This is a genomic window from Limosilactobacillus sp., assembly GCF_041859915.1.
Classification (GTDB): domain Bacteria; phylum Bacillota; class Bacilli; order Lactobacillales; family Lactobacillaceae; genus Limosilactobacillus.
In genome coordinates this window covers 1-19450 of sequence record NZ_JBFLGB010000008.1, presented here as the reverse complement: position 1 = coordinate 19450, position 19450 = coordinate 1, and the positions used below count along the sequence as shown (strand labels likewise).

The 19450-nt window shown below is 42.6% G+C and carries 21 protein-coding genes; 17 read left to right on the top strand and 4 right to left on the bottom strand.

Going from position 1 to position 19450, the window contains the following annotated elements; all coding sequences use genetic code 11:
* Positions 1 to 9: 9 nt before the first annotated feature.
* From ACEYV4_RS02435 to trxA, 12 genes are all read left to right on the top strand, one after another.
* Entirely contained in the window at positions 10 to 1104 is a 1095-nt protein-coding gene (locus tag ACEYV4_RS02435) for a tRNA guanosine(34) transglycosylase Tgt (protein WP_373841856.1), read from the top strand.
* 61 nt (positions 1105 to 1165) lie between these two features.
* Entirely contained in the window at positions 1166 to 1612 is a 447-nt protein-coding gene (gene yajC, locus ACEYV4_RS02430; RefSeq protein ID WP_373841855.1) for a preprotein translocase subunit YajC, read from the top strand.
* A 150-nt stretch (positions 1613 to 1762) separates the two neighbouring features.
* On the top strand, positions 1763 to 2671 hold the full coding sequence (gene gnd, locus ACEYV4_RS02425) for a phosphogluconate dehydrogenase (NAD(+)-dependent, decarboxylating) (protein ID WP_373841854.1): 909 nt from the start codon (positions 1763 to 1765) through the stop codon (positions 2669 to 2671).
* A 130-nt stretch (positions 2672 to 2801) separates the two neighbouring features.
* Positions 2802 to 3758, top strand: coding sequence for a bifunctional oligoribonuclease/PAP phosphatase NrnA (locus ACEYV4_RS02420; protein ID WP_373841853.1), 957 nt, complete (start codon positions 2802 to 2804; stop codon positions 3756 to 3758).
* 16 nt (positions 3759 to 3774) lie between these two features.
* Positions 3775 to 5148 (top strand): DEAD/DEAH box helicase, encoded by a 1374-nt coding sequence (locus ACEYV4_RS02415; protein ID WP_373841852.1) that lies wholly within the window; start codon positions 3775 to 3777, stop codon positions 5146 to 5148.
* A 256-nt stretch (positions 5149 to 5404) separates the two neighbouring features.
* Positions 5405 to 8059, top strand: a complete 2655-nt coding sequence (alaS, locus tag ACEYV4_RS02410; protein ID WP_373841851.1) for an alanine--tRNA ligase — start codon at positions 5405 to 5407, stop codon at positions 8057 to 8059.
* Between the two features lie 116 nt (positions 8060 to 8175).
* A complete protein-coding gene (locus ACEYV4_RS02405) occupies positions 8176 to 8445 on the top strand; it encodes an IreB family regulatory phosphoprotein (protein WP_373841850.1) in 270 nt (89 codons plus the stop codon).
* Complete coding sequence (gene ruvX, locus ACEYV4_RS02400; RefSeq protein WP_373841849.1) at positions 8442 to 8885, top strand: Holliday junction resolvase RuvX; 444 nt, start codon at positions 8442 to 8444, stop codon at positions 8883 to 8885. Before ACEYV4_RS02405 ends, ruvX begins: the two co-directional genes overlap by 4 nt.
* A 12-nt stretch (positions 8886 to 8897) precedes the next feature.
* On the top strand, positions 8898 to 9200 hold the full coding sequence (locus ACEYV4_RS02395) for a DUF1292 domain-containing protein (RefSeq protein ID WP_373841848.1): 303 nt from the start codon (positions 8898 to 8900) through the stop codon (positions 9198 to 9200).
* A gap of 83 nt (positions 9201 to 9283) precedes the next feature.
* Positions 9284 to 9811 carry a CvpA family protein gene (locus ACEYV4_RS02390; protein WP_373841847.1) on the top strand — a complete coding sequence of 176 codons (528 nt, stop codon included), beginning with the start codon at positions 9284 to 9286 and terminating at the stop codon, positions 9809 to 9811.
* Between the two features lie 18 nt (positions 9812 to 9829).
* On the top strand, positions 9830 to 12202 hold the full coding sequence (locus ACEYV4_RS02385; RefSeq protein WP_373841846.1) for an endonuclease MutS2: 2373 nt from the start codon (positions 9830 to 9832) through the stop codon (positions 12200 to 12202).
* Between the two features lie 87 nt (positions 12203 to 12289).
* The gene (trxA, locus tag ACEYV4_RS02380) at positions 12290 to 12604 is read left to right on the top strand and encodes a thioredoxin (RefSeq protein WP_373841845.1); all 315 of its coding nucleotides are present in this window, start codon (positions 12290 to 12292) and stop codon (positions 12602 to 12604) included.
* Positions 12605 to 12657: 53 nt separating this feature from the next.
* Here the strand turns inward: trxA and ACEYV4_RS02375 are convergent, their stop codons facing one another.
* Positions 12658 to 13188, bottom strand: a complete 531-nt coding sequence (locus ACEYV4_RS02375; protein WP_373841844.1) for a YslB family protein — start codon at positions 13186 to 13188, stop codon at positions 12658 to 12660.
* Positions 13189 to 13353: 165 nt separating this feature from the next.
* On the opposite strand from ACEYV4_RS02375, the gene murI reads away from it, so the two are divergent.
* Entirely contained in the window at positions 13354 to 14145 is a 792-nt protein-coding gene (gene murI / locus ACEYV4_RS02370) for a glutamate racemase (protein WP_373841843.1), read from the top strand.
* A gap of 12 nt (positions 14146 to 14157) precedes the next feature.
* Positions 14158 to 14754 (top strand): XTP/dITP diphosphatase, encoded by a 597-nt coding sequence (locus ACEYV4_RS02365; protein WP_373841842.1) that lies wholly within the window; start codon positions 14158 to 14160, stop codon positions 14752 to 14754.
* 80 nt (positions 14755 to 14834) lie between these two features.
* On the opposite strand, the gene ACEYV4_RS02360 is transcribed toward ACEYV4_RS02365, so the two are convergent.
* Both ACEYV4_RS02360 and ACEYV4_RS02355 read right to left on the bottom strand, forming a co-directional pair.
* Positions 14835 to 15671 carry an HAD-IIB family hydrolase gene (locus ACEYV4_RS02360; RefSeq protein ID WP_373841841.1) on the bottom strand — a complete coding sequence of 279 codons (837 nt, stop codon included), beginning with the start codon at positions 15669 to 15671 and terminating at the stop codon, positions 14835 to 14837.
* A complete protein-coding gene (locus tag ACEYV4_RS02355) occupies positions 15661 to 16539 on the bottom strand; it encodes a mechanosensitive ion channel family protein (protein ID WP_373841840.1) in 879 nt (292 codons plus the stop codon). The genes ACEYV4_RS02360 and ACEYV4_RS02355 overlap by 11 nt, the downstream gene beginning before the upstream one ends.
* Before the next feature lie 148 nt (positions 16540 to 16687).
* On the opposite strand from ACEYV4_RS02355, the gene ACEYV4_RS02350 reads away from it, so the two are divergent.
* The 3 genes from ACEYV4_RS02350 (at position 16688) to ccpA (ending at position 18838) form a co-directional block, all read left to right on the top strand.
* Positions 16688 to 17128, top strand: coding sequence for a DUF948 domain-containing protein (locus ACEYV4_RS02350; protein WP_373841839.1), 441 nt, complete (start codon positions 16688 to 16690; stop codon positions 17126 to 17128).
* Positions 17121 to 17561 carry a hypothetical protein gene (locus ACEYV4_RS02345; RefSeq protein WP_373841838.1) on the top strand — a complete coding sequence of 147 codons (441 nt, stop codon included), beginning with the start codon at positions 17121 to 17123 and terminating at the stop codon, positions 17559 to 17561. The genes ACEYV4_RS02350 and ACEYV4_RS02345 overlap by 8 nt, the downstream gene beginning before the upstream one ends.
* Positions 17562 to 17827: 266 nt before the next feature.
* The gene (gene ccpA, locus ACEYV4_RS02340; protein ID WP_373841837.1) at positions 17828 to 18838 is read left to right on the top strand and encodes a catabolite control protein A; all 1011 of its coding nucleotides are present in this window, start codon (positions 17828 to 17830) and stop codon (positions 18836 to 18838) included.
* Positions 18839 to 18936: 98 nt separating this feature from the next.
* On the opposite strand, the gene ACEYV4_RS02335 is transcribed toward ccpA, so the two are convergent.
* Positions 18937 to 19450, bottom strand: a 514-nt coding sequence (locus tag ACEYV4_RS02335; RefSeq protein WP_373841836.1) for a proline iminopeptidase-family hydrolase, incomplete at its 5' end; no start/stop codon positions are given.

Here is a 19450-nt window from a genome sequence, read left to right as displayed (position 1 = left end):
GTGTGCATAGTGACAACAAAATTGGCTTTTCTAGTTAAACATTCAACCGCGATGGGCGCACGCACCGGTTTTTTAACGGTTAATGGACACCAAGTAGCCACCCCAGCCATTGTTCAAACTGGAAGCGTGATTGGAACACTAACCCCTGGTGAACTTGCTGAATGTCAGACGCAACTAATTAAGGTGAACGTGATTGATTATTGGCGTCATTTTGGTGCTCGGCTACCCCAACTTGGTGATTTACACCGGTTAATTGGTTGGGATGGGGTTATCCTAACTGATCCAGGGGCAGAACAAGCTTATCGGTGGGCTAAGCCGCGTGGCCGCAAGCCAAGCGGGGTTCATTTTCATGATCCCCAGACTAGTGAAATGAAGCTTTATACCCCATTGGCTGCCTTACGAGGACAAGCAGTACTTGGTGCTGATATAATGCAAAGCTTTGCCCGAATGGCGGATTACTATGCTCCAGTAGATGATCTAAAAGCAGCCGTTACCCGAACAACAAATTGGCTCCAAGAATTTTCGTTACCGGCCAATTGCCTGGCAACAATTGTTGGTGGGGGGCTTAAACGGGCTCGTCAAGCTAATATTGCGGCCTTACCAGCTTCGGTTGCCGGTTATTGTATTGCCGGCGTAGCGTCGATGGTTCCTATTGAAGAACAGCAACGCCTGGTTGAGGAGGTAATAACCATGTTACCATCTGGTGGACTGCGTTATTTACCGACTAGTGGGACTTTGCACCAATTGTTTACAATGTTAGCAAGTGGGGTAGACCTAATCGATAGTGATTTAGCTGGTCGGGAAGCTAACATGGGTAATGCCTTGGTAGGTGGTGGACACCGCCTTCACCTTGATCGCGGTCATTTTGCAGTTGATCAGCGACCGATTGTTCCCGGTTGTGCTTGTCCGGTTTGCCAAAATGACATTTCCCGGGCAGAGATTCACCAGCTTTTAATACACCACCAACCTTTAGGGGAGCGTTACCTTTTGCTGCACAATCTTTTTACTATTAACCAAATGGTAAGTGCTTTTCGTACTGCTATAATGGCTAATCACCAGACTGAGTACTTAGCGAAATTAGGCTGGAATCCGGGCCAGCAGTAGCTTTTTATAATAAAATTTGCTAAAGTTATTATTGAATATTTTTGAAGGGATGGATATTACAGTGAATAGTTTAATTTTTGGAATCTTAGGTGCTGCTAATGCTGGAGCCAGCAGCTATTCAGGCATCATCTTAATCTTATTGATGATTGCTCTGATGTATTTCTTTATGATTCGACCACAACAAAAGCAGCGTAAACAACACCAAAGTATGATGGATAGCCTGCACCCTGGTGATGAGGTAGTGACGATTGGACGCCTGCATGGAAAAGTGGATTCAATTAATAAGCAGGATCGAACCGTTACCCTGGATTGTGAGGGTATTTACCTCACCTTTGACATGGTGGCAATTGCACGAGTGATTAAGCAATCTGATGCTAATCACGATACTAAGACTGATGTCAAGGCTGCTAAGGACGACCAGGCGACTAAGGAGAAGGCCACTGCTGCCCCGGATAAGGATGATCACCAGGACCAGACCGATAAGTCAACGGATAATCCAGAAAAGTGATTGACTAATCTTCTAAAAAGTGGGAAACTTTTAGCGGACGTTTGATTAAATGTGCTGTTGTAAGTACAGGTCAAACACGATGTTTAGGCGTCCTACTCCTCGTTCGGGTCGCATTTCCCGACGAGACGTAAATACAGGAGGGAAAATCTAATGCAAATCGGATTGATTGGTTTAGGTAAGATGGGTATTCACCTTTGCCAAAATATGCTGCGCAATGATAACCAAGTCGTTGCCTTTGATCTTAATAAGAAGTCGGTTGATAAGGCTGCTTCTTATGGTGCCGAACCTGCCTATACTCTGGAAGAAATGGTTAAGAAGCTTAACCAGCCTCGGACTGTTTGGGTAATGGTACCAGCAGGTAAGCCAACTGACTCCACGATGGATTCACTGGTTAAGCTGCTTGATGCCGATGATACTGTCATTGACGGTGGGAATACTTTCTGGAAGGATTCCATGCATCATAACCGCATGTTTACCGAAAAGGGTATTCACTACTTTGACTGCGGTTCTTCCGGTGGTTGGAAAGGTGCTCTTAAGGACGGCAACTTCATGATCGGTGGGGACGATAAGGATATCTTTGAAAAGCGTCTGGCCCCACTATTTGATGGGATTGCCCAAAAGGGTGGTTACCTGTACACCGGTAAGGCTGGTTCCGGTCACTACTTGAAGATGGTTCACAATGCTATTGAATACGGAATGATGGAAGCCATGGGTGAAGGCTTTGAAGTCCTCGAAGCTTCTGACTTTGACTACGACAACGCTGCCGTTGCCAAGATGTGGAATCATGGTTCCGTTATTCGTTCTTGGCTGATGGAACTGGCTGCGGAAGCCTTTGAAAAGGATCCACACCTGGACAAGATTGCTGGTCGGATGCACAGTTCTGGTGAAGCTCACTGGACTTTGATGGATGCGATGGATCATGCTGTACCAACGCCGGTTATCTACGAAGCATTGAGCCAACGGTTCCGTTCAATGGAAGATGATTCCTTTGATGGAAAGGTTGTTGCTGCTCTGCGGAATGGTTTTGGTGGCCATGCAATGGATGCCGCTAAGAAGTAAAATCAATTTTGCTTTCAAAAAGCCACGTGTAATATTTGCACGTGGCTTTTTTTAGTTAAAACTTGGTCAGCGGTTCACTTACTGGTATACTAACTTATTAGAATAATTTTTAAATCAAGAAGGTTAAATCATGGCTGATCAATTAACAGAAATTTTCCAACAGATTAAAAAATATAATAAGATTATTATCCATCGGCATCAACGACCCGATCCGGATGCAATTGGTTCACAGGTAGGCCTCGCCGAAATCTTGAAGGCTTCTTTTCCTTATAAGCAAATTTACGTAGTTGGCAAGCATATTCCTGATTTTGATTGGATTGGCACTATGGATTCAATTGACAATCAGACCTTTGATGATGCCTTGGTAATCGTTACCGACACCGCAAACGCTCCACGAATCGATGATCGTCGTTTCAATAATGGTGATAAGTTGATTAAGATTGACCACCATCCAAATGATGAACCCTTTGGGGATTTGATGTGGGTTGTTCCGACAGCTTCCAGTTGTTCAGAAATGATTTACGACTTTTATCAACACTTTGCTAAGGAACTTAAACTACCTAAGAAAGCGGCTAGTGCATTATATGCCGGAATTATTGGTGATACTGGACGCTTTCTCTATCCGGCTACTACTCCCCGGACGATGCTGGTTGCTGGTGCATTGATGGCAGCGGGAGCCAATGCGGCAGCTATCAGTCAACACGAGAATGAAATTACCTTGCCCTTGGCACGTTTATCTGCCTATGTTTATGAGCACCTAACTATTTTAAATCACGGGGCAGCCTATGTCGTTCTTACGAATGAATTGTTGGCTAAGTTTGGCTTGACGGAAGCCGGTACTTCGGCAGTAGTATCTTTACCGGGACGAATTAAAGACGTCCGGGCCTGGGCAATTTTTGTTGAACAGACAGATGGCCATTATCGGATTCGTTTGCGTTCCAAGGGTCCAGCGATTAACGGTCTCGCTAAGAAGCACAATGGTGGGGGTCATGCACTTGCCAGTGGTGCTAAAGCTGAAGACCAGGCGGAGATTAAAGAGGTTATTGCCCAACTTGATCAATTAACAACTATTGATAGCCAGAATTAAATGGAAGGAAGAAACAATGAGTGAAAGAACTTTTCAGGATTTTAACTTACCGTCATATTTACTAAAGGCGGTGCACGCAATTAACTTTCGACAGCCAACTGCCATTCAAGAGCGCGTCATTCCCGACATCTTGAATGGCCGAAGTGTAGTTGGTCAGTCGGAAACAGGGAGTGGAAAGACCCATGCTTTCTTGCTACCGATTTTTGCTAAGCTTGATCCACAAAAGCAGAAAGTGCAGGCGGTGATCACTACACCAAGCCGTGAACTGGCTTATCAAATTTACGCAGCTGCTAAGCAATTGAATAAGTTTGCCCCTACTCCCTTGACAATTCATAACTATGTTGGGGGAACAGACAAGCAACACCAGCTTGCTCAACTAAGTCGTAAGCAACCGCAACTGGTAATTGGCACACCGGGACGGGTATTGGATTTAGTTAAGAGTCAAGCGTTAGATCTTCATACGGCAACGATGTTTGTTGTTGATGAGGCTGATATGACTTTGGATATGGGCTTCTTAGCACCAGTTGATCAAATTGCTAGTACCTTTCCTGATGACCTGCAAATGATGGTTTTTTCAGCAACTATTCCACAAAAATTACGACCATTTCTTAAAAAATATATGGCTAATCCAGTTGTTGAGGAAATTCGTCCCCAAACCATTATCAATCCTGATGTTAAGAATTGGCTACTGTCAACCAAAGGACAGGATAAGAACCAGTTAATTTATCGCTTATTGACTATGGGCGAGCCGTACCTGGCCCTGGTCTTTGCTAATACAAAAAAAAGAGTTGAAGAATTAACTCATTACTTGGAAAATCAGGGATTAAAGGTTGCCATGATTCATGGTGGATTGGAAGCTCGGCGGCGAAAGCGAACGATGCGCCAAATTCGTAATCTTGATTTTCAGTACATTGTTGCGACAGACCTTGCCGCCCGAGGAATTGATATCGATGGTATTTCACTAGTTATTAATGATGATTTACCGACTGACCTGGAATATTTTATTCACCGGGTTGGACGAACCGGTCGGAATGGTATGGAAGGAACCGCAATTACCTTGTATGCTCCTGGCGAGGATGACCTGATTGCTAAGTTGGAGGAACGTGGTATTAAGTTTGTTCCTAAAGAATTGAAGCGTGGTCGATTGGTAACTACCCATGACCGTAATCGGCGGCATAAATACCGGCGGCGACAAGCATCCTTAGATCCTTCGATGAAAGGGTTTGTTAAGAAAACCAAGAAAAAGGTTAAGCCTGGTTATAAAAAACGGATTAAACGCGCAATTAAAGATGAGGAACAAGAAAAACGTAAGTTGGAGGTTCGCCATCGTATCCGGAAGGCTAAGCGGGTCCGCCAGCGTCAACGTCGCCGAGAAAGAAATAGGCGTTGATTTTACTGAAGTAGTTCGCTATAATATGGTTCGTTTGGGATATGCCTATAAGGATTGATTAACAGAGACGGCCAAATTGATGAGATGGTCGATGAGGTCCTTAGGGGTGCTCCCCATTCAGACAATTTGATATTCAACTCGGCACTTGTCGAGAATAAAGAGGTATACGAAATCCATCGTTGCAAGCAGAGTGGTACCGCGTCGTTCGGCGTCTCTGATCGCAAGGATGGATTTTGTATTTTGAAAGGGAGATATCATGAAGAAGTTAAAAAAGCTGAACAGTGCTCAGGTTCGGCGGATGTTCTTGAAGTTCTTTGAGGAGCATGGTCATAAGGTTATGCCAAGCGCCTCATTAGTGCCGGTAAATGACCCAACCTTACTCTGGATTAATTCCGGAGTGGCAACGATGAAAAAGTATTTTGATGGGAAAGTTGTTCCGGAAAATCCACGGATGACTTCCTCTCAGAAGAGTATTCGAACCAATGATATTGAGAATGTTGGTAAGACGGCTCGTCACCATACCATGTTCGAAATGTTAGGAAACTTTTCCGTCGGTGATTATTTCAAGAATGAAGTAATTCCGTGGGCTTGGGAATTGCTGACCAGTGACAAGTGGTTTGGCTTTGATCCAAAACGCCTTTACATTACCTATTATCCAAAGGACCATGCGGCCTATAATAAATGGCGTGAGGTAGGGGTTGCTAAAGATCATTTGATCCCGGATGAGGATAACTTCTGGGATATTGGCCAAGGCCCATCTGGCCCTGATACCGAAATCTTCTATGATCGTGGTCAAGAATTTAATAACCTGCCCGAAGATGATCCGGAAAACTATCCTGGTGGAGAAAATGAACGTTACCTGGAAATCTGGAACATTGTCTTCAGTCAATTTAACCATACACCGGAAGATACCTATGAACCGTTACCCCACAAGAACATTGATACTGGGATGGGGTTGGAACGGGTTGTTTCAATCTTTGAAAATGCACCAACTAACTTTGAGACGGACCTCTTCTTGCCATTAATTCATCAAACAGAAAAGTTCAGTGATCACAAGAAGTATGGTGCTAATAAAGATGATGATGTTCAGTTTAAGATCATTGCTGACCATATTCGAACAATCACCTTTGCCATTGGTGATGGTGCTTTGCCATCTAATATGGGACGGGGCTATGTCATTCGGCGTTTACTGCGGCGTGCGGTGGTCGCTGGCAAGAAATTAGGTATCAACAAACCGTTCCTGTATCAAATGGTTCCAACCGTTGGTAAGATCATGGAAGACTACTACCCAGAAGTCTTAAAAAATGCTGATTATATTGCTTCCGTTGTCAAGTCTGAAGAAGACCGCTTCAGTTCCACTTTGAATGGTGGCTTGAACCTGTTAAACAACGTGATTGCGCGGGCTAAGAAAGACGGTACCAATCAGATCGACGGTAAGACGGCCTTTAAGCTTTATGATACTTATGGTTTCCCAATCGAATTGACCAAGGAATATGCCAGTGATGAAGGCTTAGACGTTGATGAAAAGGGCTTTGAAGCAGCCATGACTGAGCAGCAAAACCGAGCCCGTAATGCCCGTGATATGGATAACGGGATGGGTGTTCAGACAGACCTGTGGACCGACTTTAAGGAAGACAGTAAATACGTCGGCTATACCGATTTGACTGTCGATAATGCTAAGGTTATTGGCCTTGCCCATGATGGTAAACAAGCTGACAGTGCCGATGCAGACGATAAGGATGTTGAAGTCATCTTTGATGTAACGCCATTCTATGCCGAAATGGGTGGCCAAGTTGCCGATACTGGTGACATCATTGATAATTATGGTAAGACGGTTGGTCGGGTAGTTGATGTACAGCACGCCCCTAACCAGCAAAACTTACATCGAGTTAAGCTAACGGCTCCAATCAAGAAAGGAGCTCGCTATAAGCTGGTTGTTGACCGGATTCGTCACCTCAAGATTGAAAAGAACCATACCGCTACTCACTTGCTAGACCAGGCATTGCGGAATGTCTTAGGTGGTCATACCCAACAGGCTGGTTCCTTAGTCGAAGAACATTACCTGCGCTTTGACTTTAACCACTTTGGCCAAGTTACCAATAAGGACCTACGGACAGTTGAAAAGATGGTTAATGACCAGATTTGGAAAGAAATTCCAGTTAAGACCGTCGAAACTGATATTGATTCTGCTAAGGAAATGGGTGCGATTGCCCTCTTCTCTGATAAATATGGTGATCGAGTTCGGGTGGTTAAGATTGGTGACTTCAACACTGAATTTTGTGGTGGTGACCATGTTAAGAACACCAATGAACTAGGCCTCTTTAAGATCGTTTCTGAAGGCGGGGTTGGTGCCGGCATTCGTCGGATCGAAGCCGTTACTTCTAGTGACGCTTATAAGTTCTTACAAAAGCATGATGATTTGCTAAGTGAGACGGCGACCGAATTGAAGACGGCCCAAGTGAAGGAAGTTCCTCACCAAGTGGCGGCCTTACAGAGTGAACTGAAGACTGCTTTGAAGAAGAGTGATGCCTTAGAGGCTAAGATCGCCGCTCAGCAAGCTAATAACGTCTTTGAAAACGTTCAGAATACCAAGAATGGTAGTTTGATTGCCGCCGAGGTTAAAGTAGCTGGAATGGGTCAGCTACGGCAATTAGCCGATAATTGGCGGGTCAAGAAGTTGTCTGATGTGCTAGTCTTAGGAACGGCCAATAATGGTAAGGCCAACCTACTCGTAGCAGTTAGTGATGATAAGGTCAAGGCTGGTTTAAAGGCCGGTGACCTAATTAAGTCAATTGCTAAAGCTATCAATGGTGGTGGCGGTGGTCGGCCAAACCTCGCCCAAGCCGGTGGGAAGAATCCAGCAGGCCTGCAAGACGCCTTGAAATTAGCTAAAGAGTATCTTAATAAGTAAGTAGTTTGAGAAGCATTAGCATTGCTAGTGCTTCTTTTGTTATAGCGCTTTAATTGTGCTTTAATGTTAGTTATAGTAAAATAGAAAACTAAGAGGCTAATCAGAGGTGACGATTAATGACTACTAACAATGATAAGACGATGTTCTATGACTTTGGTCAGGAACGGAAAAAGAATATCAAAGAAACTTTAAAGACAGTTTACGAATCGCTTGAAGAAAAGGGTTATAACCCAATTAATCAAATTGTCGGTTATTTGCTTTCTGGTGATCCAGCTTACATTCCGCGGTTAAATAATGCCCGGAATTTGATTCGACAACATGAACGAGATGAAATTATTGAAGAACTAGTTACGTCGTACCTAAAGAATAATGGTGAGACCAAATGAGACTGATGGGCTTAGACGTGGGTTCTAAGACGGTCGGCATTGCGGTCAGTGACCCTCTGGGATGGACGGCTCAGGCTGTAGAAATTATTCCGATTAATGAGGAAGAAGAGGTTTTTGGTATTGATCGGGTAGCAGAATTGGTTGCAAAAAAACAGGTAGCTGGTTTTGTGGTTGGCCTGCCGAAGAATATGAATAATACCGAGGGTCCCCGGGTCGATGCCTCTAAACATTATGGCCAGTTGCTTAAACAGCGTTTTCCAAAAATTCCAGTTGATTTTCAAGATGAACGATTGACAACTGTCGAGGCTCATCGGATGTTGGTTGAAGAAGCAGACATTTCGCGTGCTAAGCAAAAAAAAGTAATCGATGAAGTTGCTGCTACCTTTATTCTTCAGAGTTACTTAGATCGTCATGGCCGTTTAGTTTCGAAATTAAATTAAGGATGAATTGATATGAGCAAACAACAATCTAATCATGATGAGAACTTAATTACCTTGGTTGATGAAAATGGTAATGAGCAACTATTTAAAGAGTTGTTTACCTTTGATTCTGATGATTATGGTAAGTCTTACATTTTTATTTATCCAGCTGAGCAAGAGAATGATGATTCTGTTGATATCCAAGCCTATATCGTTGCTGAGAATGCTGATGGCGATGGCCAAGACTTAGTACCGATTGAAGATGATAAAGAGTGGGATATGGTTGAACAGGTTTTAAATACCTTTCTGGATGATGATGGTAACTTTAAGGCTTAACGTAGTGGGTAATTGGGAAGTGATAGCCAGGCGGTTATCACTTCCCTTTTCTATCGGGTTAATGTTAAGTAGGTGATAGTACTATGGTGCTGACGACTTTCATAATCTTGATCTTAGTTGGCTGCTTTATCAGCGGTCATCGTCGTGGACTACTGATGATGATCTTTTATGTTGGTACTTACTTGATTAGTTGGTTAGTGGCTCGTTGGGGATCTGGAATAATTGGTAGCTACCTTGGCCATTTGTTGCCAGATGTTAGCCGAGACGCGACTTACTCGAACGTTATTTTAAGAACGGTTAATAACAATGACTTCTTTTATCGTGGCGTGGCATTTTTGGTTATTTTTATGATTGTAACCTGGCTTGGTCATTGGGTAATTGGTCGGTTACGATGGTTGCAAGCCTTACCAATTATTGGTACTTTTGACCGCCTGATGGGTGGAATACTGTCCTTAGTAGTTGGCTATATTATTGTTTACGTAGCCTTAGTAATCTTGCAGCTTTGGCCGGTCAGCTGGTGGCAACTTCAAGTGGCCAATTCAGGTCTGGCACAGTTTATGATTAATCAAACACCGGGGTTAGCTCGGTTAGTATTAGATACGTTAAAATAATAGGGGAAGAGTTATAAAATGAATCATAAAATTATAAAGACTTTAGAATTTGATCTTATCAAGGGGATGTTAGCAAAGCACTTGGTGTCAGTTGCGGGTCATTATGAACTGGAAAAGATGACTCCACAAAGCAATTTTGAACGGGTGCAACGCTACCTAACTGAAACGACCGATGGTGCGGATATTTTGCGCTTAGAAGGTGGAATTCCAATTCCTAAATTAGCCGATATTCGACCTCAAATGAAACGATTAAAGATTGGTGCTAATTTGAATGGAACCGAGCTTGCTCAAGTAACTAAGGTCTTGCAAACCAGCATGAGTGTTCGTAATTTCTTTGAACAGATGCGAGAAAAGAAAATCAAATTGCGGGTCTTAGACTCCTTAGTTGATCGTTTAGTAACGATCCCGTCGATTACCAAGCGTCTTGTCCGTTCAATTGATCCGGATGGTCGGCTTAATGATGAGGCCTCCACAAAGCTTCATGGGATTCGTCAATTGATTATTAAGACCGAAAATGATATTCATCAGCAAATGGAACATTATACACGAGGGAAAAATGCCAAATACCTTAGTGAACCGGTGATTACGATTCGGGATGACCGTTACGTTATTCCAGCCTTAGCTCGGTACCGAAATAAATTTGGTGGGGTGGTTCATGATCAAAGTGCTAGTGGACAGACTCTTTATATCGAACCGGCTGGTGTGATGGAATATAATAATCACCTGCGTCAGGCACAAATTGAAGAACGTCAGGAAATGTTAAGGATCTTAGCAGAGTTGTCAGCCCTTATTGCTCCTTATCGCCGTGACATTCAGAATAACGAACGGGTGCTAGGACAATTAGACTTTATTAATGCTAAAGCGGCTTTAGCTCACGACATGAAAGCTAGTTTACCATTGTTGAGTCGTGAAAATCATGTTAACTTACGTCACGCTCGGCACCCGTTAATTGATCCCCAAAAGGTTGTGGACAACGATATTAAAATTGGTCAAGATTACCAAGCAATCATTATTACTGGTCCCAACACTGGTGGTAAAACTATTACCCTTAAAACTCTCGGCCTGATTCAATTAATGGGCCAAGCGGGACTCTTTATTCCTGCCGAAGAAGGGAGCACGATTGGTGTTTTCGATAATATTTTTGCTGATATTGGTGATGAACAATCGTTGGAACAAAACCTCAGTACCTTTTCCGGACACATGGACAATGTGAAGACAATTCTGAATCGGATCACCGACCGTAGTCTAGTGTTGCTCGACGAATTAGGTGCCGGTACTGATCCAAAGGAGGGGGCTGCTCTAGCAATGGCTATTCTGGATAATATTGGCAGTAAGGGCAGCCTGGTAGTAATTACCACCCACTATCCGGAACTGAAGGCGTATGGCTACGATCGTGCTAAGACAATTAATGCCAGTATGGAATTTGATCAACAAACCTTCCAGCCAACTTATCGCCTCTTGCTAGGAATTCCGGGACGTTCGAATGGGTTGGAGATCGCTCGTCGGTTGGGAATCGATTCGACGATCATTGATGAAGCCCGTTCGCTGGTCAGCGATGATAGTCAGGATCTCAATAAGATGATTGGTGACTTGGTTGAACAGCGTAAAGAAGCCCGCGAAAGAAACGAACACCTTAGTCGGTTATTAGTCAAGAATGAACGGACCCAGAAGGACCTGGACGAACGCTTATCACGCTTTAACGAACAACGTGATAAGTTGTTTGACCAAGCCCGTTCAAAGGCCAATCACCAAGTGGCAATGGCTAAGCGAAAGGCTAATAATATTATTCATCATCTTCGTCAACTAGAAGTTCAGCAGGGAGCTAATGTAAAAGAAAATCAATTAATCGATGCCCAGGGTGCTCTAAATGCCCTTCACCAAGAAGATCCTCGTTTACAACATAATACCGTTTTGAAACGAGCACGGGCTAAGCACAATCTTCACGTTGGTGATGCCGTGATGGTTAAATCATATGGCCAGTACGGTGAACTTCTTTCCAAGCGTGGCAACCATAAGTGGGAAGTCCAGATTGGTATTCTTAAGATGGAAATCGATGAACGAGACCTAGAAAAGATTGCTAAGAAAGACTTGCCTAAGGAAAAGACTTCGCATCGGGTACGAAGTGCGGTTCATACCACTCAAACACGTCATACTTCAGCCCGACTCGATTTGCGTGGCCATCGTTATGAACAAGCGATGAGTGAACTGAGTGACTTTATCGATCATGCTCTGCTTAATAATCTGTCCTCGGTAACGATTATTCATGGTAAGGGGACCGGTGCCTTACGTAAGGGAACTCAGGAATACCTGCGGAGTAACCCGCGGGTGAAATCCTTTGGCTATGCAGCGCCGAATGCTGGTGGCGATGGTGCTACAATTGTTAATTTGTAATTTACTAATAAAAAGTAAGCAATTATCGTGACAGCAATATCACCTTTTGCTAGAATAATATTAGTCAGTCTAGGAGGAGGAATTATTATGGCTGTAAACGTAACTACTGATCAGAATTTTACTCAAGATACGGCAACTGGAGTTTCTGTAATTGATTTTTGGGCGACATGGTGTGGACCTTGTCGAATGCAATCGCCAGTTGTTGAGGCATTATCAAATGAAATGCCAAACATAAAATTCTTTAAACTTGATGTTGACCAAAACCCGGCTACAGCTCAGCAATTTCGAATTATGAGTATTCCGACATTGATGGTTAAAAAAGATGGTCAAGTGGTTGATCAAATTGTTGGCTACCATTCTAAGGAACAGCTTCAACAAATTTTACAACAATATACGGCATAAAATAGACAAAAAAGGCATTAGTCAAATCGGCTAATGTCTTTTGTCTACTTTCGTTATTTTTTCAATAAAGAATGTTTTTTCTTTTTATTTGTTTGCTTTTTCTTTGGCGAGGCAACATGAATAAAAGTGATCAGTTCACTTCGCTCATCGTCGGCGTCCGTTTTCGGATCGTTTTGAACTAAAATATCAACGGTTTCGTGATGCCGGTCATTAATTTTAGCTTCGGCCACTGTACCCAGTTGAAATTCAATTTCTTGGGCTAAGAAGCCACATTCTAAGCCGAAGGAGGTTTGTTCTCCACCACGTTGAATTCGTTCATTGACGATTGGCCCACCTAATCGCCAAATTTGACTAACTTTATCGTGACGCTGGAGAGTGAGGTCACCAAAGCCCAATTGCTGAGTCAAAATAACTAAGTCGTCATGGGTCGCAACTGGATATTGTTGGGCAAGGTCTTTACCGATCCAATAAAGCATATCATCGGCTTCTTTACCAAGAATGGCAGGAAGAATGATGTCACGTAAGGTGCCGTTAGCTAATCCTTGGTGACTGTGTAATAGTTGATCGTATCGTTTTTGACTCATTATTTTTTATTCGCTCCTTTATAGCAATCATTCCTATTATACTTAAAAATACCCCCTTTAATAGTTAAAGTTTGTAAAAACTTGCAAATTTTGCTGGTAAAAACGATAATATAGTTTCAAGTAATTTTATGCGGATCAAATTAAGTTAATTTTGAGGTGAACAACATGGATAATCGACCGATTGGTGTAATGGATTCAGGACTAGGGGGCCTATCGGTATTGCGGGTGCTGCACAAGAGATTGCCAAAGGAGTCCCTACTTTTTGTCGGGGATCAGGGGCATTTTCCATATGGTACGAAAAGTCAAGGAGAGTTACAGCATCTGGTATTGAACATTGGTAACTTCTTAGTAGCCCATAACATTAAGCTAATGATTGTGGCTTGCAATACGGCTACAGGGGCTGCATTGCCGCTCTTGCAGGGAAAATTGCCGGTACCGGTAATTGGAGTAATTGAGCCGGGAGCTGTTGCGGCGATTGCCCATCATCCGCAAACGGTGGGAGTAATCGGTACCGAATCAACGATTAAGAAGGGTGCTTATGACCGTACTCTTCACCGTCTAGCACCAAAGATAAAGGTGTATAGTCACGCAGCTCAACCGCTTGTTTCTATTGTTGAACATGGTCAGACCGGTACTTCGGCAGCTCAGACAGCTGTTAATACCGAATTAGCTTACTTTACCAATCATCCGGTTCAAGTACTGGTATTGGGTTGTACTCATTTTCCATTTTTAGCACCAGAGATTCAGCACAAGCTGGGTAAGGATGTCTTGTTAGTTGATCCAGCTTTTGAAACTATTAAACAAACGATAAGATTATTGACCCAAAAAGGTCTTTTAGCAGGTCAAAACCAAGGTACGGTTCGGCTCTATACCACTGGACGCCGCACGGACTTAGTTGCTGGTGCGCAAAAATGGCTAGCCGGACACTTTACTAGTTGTGAACATGTTGATTTATGAAGGGACAAGACAATGACAACTTTAGTAATTGCAACGAAAAATGCTGGTAAGGCTCGTGAATATCGAAAAATGTTAGCGCCACATGGCATTGAGATTAAAACCTTAGCCGACTTTGCACCGATTAAGATTAATGAAAATGGTCACTCCTTTGAGGAAAATGCAACAATTAAAGCTCAAACGGTAATGAATGTCCTTGGTTTGCCTGTTATGGCTGATGATTCCGGGCTAGTAGTTGATGCCCTCAATGGTGCGCCTGGCATTTATTCTGCACGCTATGCCGGTGATCATGATGACGCTGCTAATAATGCTAAGCTTTTACGGGCGTTAGCCGATGTCCCTGATGAGAAACGGACGGCTCACTTTCATACGACAATCGTTGCCCTAAAACCAGATGGTACTAAATTAGTGGCTAATGGTCGAATTAACGGGCAGATTTTACGACAGCGGCGTGGTGAAAACGGTTTTGGTTATGATCCATTGTTTTATGTACCATCTTTACATAAGACATTAGCCCAATTGACGGCTGAACAGAAGAATCAAGTTAGTCACCGCGGACGGGCATTGCGTCAATTTATGAATGATTTCCCAGAATGGTGGCAGGTCGAATAAGGCCGTTAACGAACCTGGTTAATAAATTTTGGAATAAGAAATAAACAGTGTTACCAGTTGTTAGGCAACACTGTTATTTTTTAACGGTTATTTTTAAGGAGCTGCTCGATTGTCCTTAGAACTCCATCGTGGTTGTTATCACTAGTGGTAACGTACCCGGACTGGAGTTTAATGATTGGATTAGCATTTTGCATAGCGTAACTTCGGGCAGTCATCGCTAACATTCCGAGGTCGTTTTCATTGTCGCCAAAGGTTACGATTTCATCGTCTTGGAGATGAAATCGTTTTTGTAATTGGGCCAAAGCATTGCGCTTGGTCCCTTTAGCATTGCCGATTAGGTCGGTGTTAAAGCCGGAATTTTCAACAATTAAGGATGGTGGCAGGTAACCGTCCATAACTGCGGCAACTTTGTTGAGATTAATGTGGTTAGCAAAGTTGACCGAGATTTTGGTGAATTCTTCACGAGGAAACTGGCGAAAAACCTGACGAATGTCCGGAACTCGGATAACATCCTCGTAAAAGAGCTTGATGATTTGAAAGTTATGATTATCCATCTTTTGGTCGACGTAAGAGTGAATTGGTCCGGATACTACTAGCTGATTGATATCTTCCGGACCGTAAAAGCGGTCGAGAATATGCATTACTCGTTCTAAAGCGGTGACTTGAATTGGATAGGCGGTTACAAAATGACCGCCATGGTGGATGACAGAACCATTCTGGGAGATAAACTCCATTTGATCAACATAAGGAGTAAATTCTCGAGCTAAGCGAGGGAAACTAGAACCGCTAGCTACTACAAAGTGAATCCCTTGGTGTTGCAAATGACGGAAAACCTGCTTGAAGAGGTGGTGATTATAGGAATGGTCATCATGTAAAAAGGTGCCATCCATATCGGTTGCAATTAATTTAATGCTCATGGTGATTAGTTTCTTCCCAGGATAATGGAATATTATGAATATGTAAGGCGTGAAGGTAAGCAGTGAGAAATTTACTGGTTAATCTAGTTTGACTGCCGTTAGCAACGGTAATTGTGACTCGAAAGACTAGTTGATTACTAACGGTGACTGGTCCTACAATGATTGGCTTTCCTCGTAGTTCTGGTGTTTGAGTAATTAATTTTTGATTGACCTGTTCAATGATGTCCCGAACCTTAGCAAGGGATGCATTAGGTGCAATATAAAGATCAACGTTGGCTACCATGTTGTTGCGTGAAAAATTACGAACGATCGTAATGTTACGATTGGGAATATAGTTGAGAGTTCCGTCGGCGCTGGTGATTTTAGTGGTTCGAATTCCTAATGCAGTGACGGTGCCCTTGATCTTATCGACTTCTACTACGTCGCCAACGTCAAGTTGTTGTTCAAGAAGAATAAAGAAACCATTGACCAGGTCACTGACAAATCCCTGAGCCCCCAATCCTAAGGCAATGCTAAAGATTCCTGCTCCAGCAACCAGGGTTCCCACCGGTACGCCGATTTCCGAAAGTAGTGCATATAGAAAGAAAAAGTAACAAGTATAGCGGTAGATATTAAGGGTTAGGGCCCGGATAGTTGCTAAGCGGTTACTGCTTTTTAGAAACTGATACTTATTGGATTCTAGGAAAAGGTGATTAATGATTATTCGTCCTAACCACAAAATAAGAAAGAAAAGTATGGCAGTGACGATGATCAGCAAGAACTTATTCAGTATTTGCTGGAGAATTTGGTGCCAAGAAAGGTCGGTAAAGGCCTTGCGAACCTGTTCAATTTGATTATTTAATTGGGCGTTATTCGCCACAATAACCATGTGAGGGCCTCCTTGCTTTTAGTGTCGCATTAATTGTAACAATGAATCGTAGAAAATGTCGATAGGCTAATTGTTGTTTTTCTTGAATCTGTGCTATTCTTATTTTAAGTATAAGCCTATTTAATCCTTAACAAAGGAGGAGAAACCAATGACTTTTGGACAGCTAGCGGGTTTAATTGCGGCAATTGCTTTCTTAATTCTTGTCGTTTTTGCATGCGTTGTACTAAATCAAGTCACTAAAACGATGCGAGAGACGAAGCAAAGTATGACTACTCTGACCCGCGATGTCGATGATCTTAGTAAAGAAGTAGAAGAGGTACTCAGTAATACTAATTCGTTATTAACCGATATTAATAAGAAGTCTTCCCAGCTTGATCCGGCGGTTAAGGCGGTAGCAGATGTTGGTCAAAGCGTGATTGATATTAATGATCATGTCCGTGACTTAACCGCTAAAGTTACTTCTCGGCGAGGAAAAAGCCATTTTGGAATGGGATTCCTTAAAACTGCTGGACAGACTGCAGTCTTGAAAGCTTTAGCAAAATTTAGACAACGACATACAGAAAAGAAGGGAGTAGATACTGATGAGTAAAAAGTTATTTGTGGGAGCGTTGTTAGGTAGTGCGGTAACTGGTGCAGCCTGGTTATCATTGTCAACTAAAAAGAAGGCCGCTATTAAAAAGCAGTTTAATGAGCGGACTAATGCAGCCATGACAACCGCCACGGACTATGTCTTAGATGCTTTAGACATTGTTGATGCTAAAATGGCGGATGTGCAAGCTAATGAGAAATTCAATAGTTTTGCCGATAGTGCCAAAAATATTAAAAAAGCAGCCCAGGCAAAAGCCAGTAAGTTTGCTGACCATTTGACAAATGATGATTTTGATAAGCAAACTGCCGATATTCGTGCTAGTCTGGCAGCTGCTAAACACCCTGATGATAATGATGACGCGGTGGTTGATGACGATATTGTAATTGATAATACGACTGATAGTAATCAATCAACTGACCCTAAAAAAGATTAGTAAAAATTTAAATAGGTTGAATGGTGAAGTATAAGGATTAGCACTTCACCATTTTTTAAATTATTAAGATAAGGGTGGTCAGCTATTAAATCAGATTGAAACTAGCAATAAAAGTTTTCTTGCTTTGTGCAAGACCCTAGGGAACATGGTTAATAGAGTGAACAAACTATATTTGAAAACGTTTGCCATTTAATGGTCAATCTGCTATATTAGTGTGGTTATGAAAATAATGAAAACAGTAAGAGCAATAAAGGAAGGGCTGTCTTATGGAAAAGCAATCAGTAACAATTTATACCGTTGCGCGTGAAGCCCGGGTTTCGATGGCAACTGTTTCCCGGGTTGTAAACGGCAATCCTAATGTTAAGCCGGCTACCCGGCAGAAAGTATTGGACGTTATTAAGCGGTTGAACTACCGGCCAAATGCTGTTGCTCGTGGTTTGGCTTCTAAGAGGACCACTACGGTTGGCGTAATTATTCCCCGAATTACTAACCCTTATTTTGCCGATTTGGCGCTGGGAATTGATGATATTGCCTCAATGTACAAATACAACATTATTTTAACTAATTCTGATAATGAGGATGACAAGATCTTAGCGGTTGTTCGTAACTTACTTGCTAAGCAGGTTGATGGTGTTATTTTCATGGGTTACAATTTGCCAGATGCTGTTAAGAAAGAGTTAAAGGACAGTAATACACCAGTAGTGGTTGCCGGTTCTGTAGTAGATGATCCTAATATTGCTACCGTTCGAATCGATTATCAAAGTGCTACTGAAGAAGCAACTGCTAAATTGTTGGAACATGTCCATGATCATGTTGCCTTCGTTACCGGTCCACTGAAGTATGCAATTAATGGAACCGCCCGATTAAAGGGTTATCAGGCAGCGTTGGCAGCAGCAGATGTTAATTATGACAAGCAATTGGTTATTGAGACTAATGGAACCTATCAGGCAAGTTATGACCAAGCTAAACTCGTTTTGCAACTGGGAATCAAAGCTGCCTACGTCAGTGATGATACCTTGGCAGTTGGCCTATTGAATGGCTTAACTGATAATGGGGTAAAGGTTCCGGATGATTTTGAAATTATTTCTTCGAATGATACAACCTATACTAAGATTGCTCGGCCAACCATTTCTTCGATTACTCAGCCACTTTACGATATTGGTGCTGTTGCTATGCGTTTATTGACAAAGTTGATGAGTGGAAAAGAGTCAACAACTGATGAGAAAGATGTGATCTTAGAACATGGCTTTGCTCAACGGCAATCTACGGAGCAATAGTGAATGGTAACCCGGAGTGAATTACGGGCTCAGCAACGGGCAGCAGCTACTCAATCAACAGTTAATAAAAAAAATTTACAGCCATCAGTAAGAAAACATCACCTTTTTAACCTGTGGGGAACCATTATTTTGGGCTTGTTGGGCATTGATTCGTGTTCGCCGTAAGTGATCAAGGTTGGCAATTGAATGTTGTGAATATCTTTGCTGCGGTCCCAGCCGGCTAACTTGCCAGTAACGACGAATTCGTTATCTCCTTGGAAGTAATTGTAAACCTGAACTCCCATTGTAGAGGTCAAATGACTGATTGCGGCAGGTTGCTTACGATCGATGTAATCCTTATTTAGTTTCTCGATCAATTCTTCATAGCGTTCATTAAAGTCATTTTTGGCTTCGCAGTCTTTCAGGAAGGCCAATTCTTCTGGGCTAAATTCGGATTCACGAATCTTGGTGATGTTTTCCATGTATTCATCGATGTTGTCGGTCATTGATGAAATGATGATACCCTTCAAGTGGTCAGGGTATTTCAGCGCGTATTCTTGAACTAAGGCACCGCCCCATGACTGACCGATCAAGTAGAAATTATCTAAGCCAAGTTTTTGGCGAACTTCTTCA

Bases quoted from the DNA above. Each gene is read 5' to 3' on its own strand.
- ACEYV4_RS02375 (WP_373841844.1), bottom strand. From the start codon at position 13,188: ATGAGTCAAAAACGATACGATCAACTATTACACAGTCACCAAGGATTA.
- ACEYV4_RS02365 (WP_373841842.1), top strand. From the start codon at position 14,158: ATGACAACTTTAGTAATTGCAACGAAAAATGCTGGTAAGGCTCGTGAA.
- gnd (WP_373841854.1), top strand. From the start codon at position 1,763: ATGCAAATCGGATTGATTGGTTTAGGTAAGATGGGTATTCACCTTTGC.
- ACEYV4_RS02390 (WP_373841847.1), top strand. From the start codon at position 9,284: ATGGTGCTGACGACTTTCATAATCTTGATCTTAGTTGGCTGCTTTATC.
- ACEYV4_RS02415 (WP_373841852.1), top strand. From the start codon at position 3,775: ATGAGTGAAAGAACTTTTCAGGATTTTAACTTACCGTCATATTTACTA.
- ACEYV4_RS02350 (WP_373841839.1), top strand. From the start codon at position 16,688: ATGACTTTTGGACAGCTAGCGGGTTTAATTGCGGCAATTGCTTTCTTA.
- alaS (WP_373841851.1), top strand. From the start codon at position 5,405: ATGAAGAAGTTAAAAAAGCTGAACAGTGCTCAGGTTCGGCGGATGTTC.
- ACEYV4_RS02405 (WP_373841850.1), top strand. From the start codon at position 8,176: ATGACTACTAACAATGATAAGACGATGTTCTATGACTTTGGTCAGGAA.
- murI (WP_373841843.1), top strand. From the start codon at position 13,354: ATGGATAATCGACCGATTGGTGTAATGGATTCAGGACTAGGGGGCCTA.
- ACEYV4_RS02345 (WP_373841838.1), top strand. From the start codon at position 17,121: ATGAGTAAAAAGTTATTTGTGGGAGCGTTGTTAGGTAGTGCGGTAACT.
- ACEYV4_RS02355 (WP_373841840.1), bottom strand. From the start codon at position 16,539: ATGGTTATTGTGGCGAATAACGCCCAATTAAATAATCAAATTGAACAG.
- ACEYV4_RS02385 (WP_373841846.1), top strand. From the start codon at position 9,830: ATGAATCATAAAATTATAAAGACTTTAGAATTTGATCTTATCAAGGGG.
- ACEYV4_RS02360 (WP_373841841.1), bottom strand. From the start codon at position 15,671: ATGAGCATTAAATTAATTGCAACCGATATGGATGGCACCTTTTTACAT.
- ACEYV4_RS02395 (WP_373841848.1), top strand. From the start codon at position 8,898: ATGAGCAAACAACAATCTAATCATGATGAGAACTTAATTACCTTGGTT.
- ruvX (WP_373841849.1), top strand. From the start codon at position 8,442: ATGAGACTGATGGGCTTAGACGTGGGTTCTAAGACGGTCGGCATTGCG.
- trxA (WP_373841845.1), top strand. From the start codon at position 12,290: ATGGCTGTAAACGTAACTACTGATCAGAATTTTACTCAAGATACGGCA.
- ccpA (WP_373841837.1), top strand. From the start codon at position 17,828: ATGGAAAAGCAATCAGTAACAATTTATACCGTTGCGCGTGAAGCCCGG.
- ACEYV4_RS02420 (WP_373841853.1), top strand. From the start codon at position 2,802: ATGGCTGATCAATTAACAGAAATTTTCCAACAGATTAAAAAATATAAT.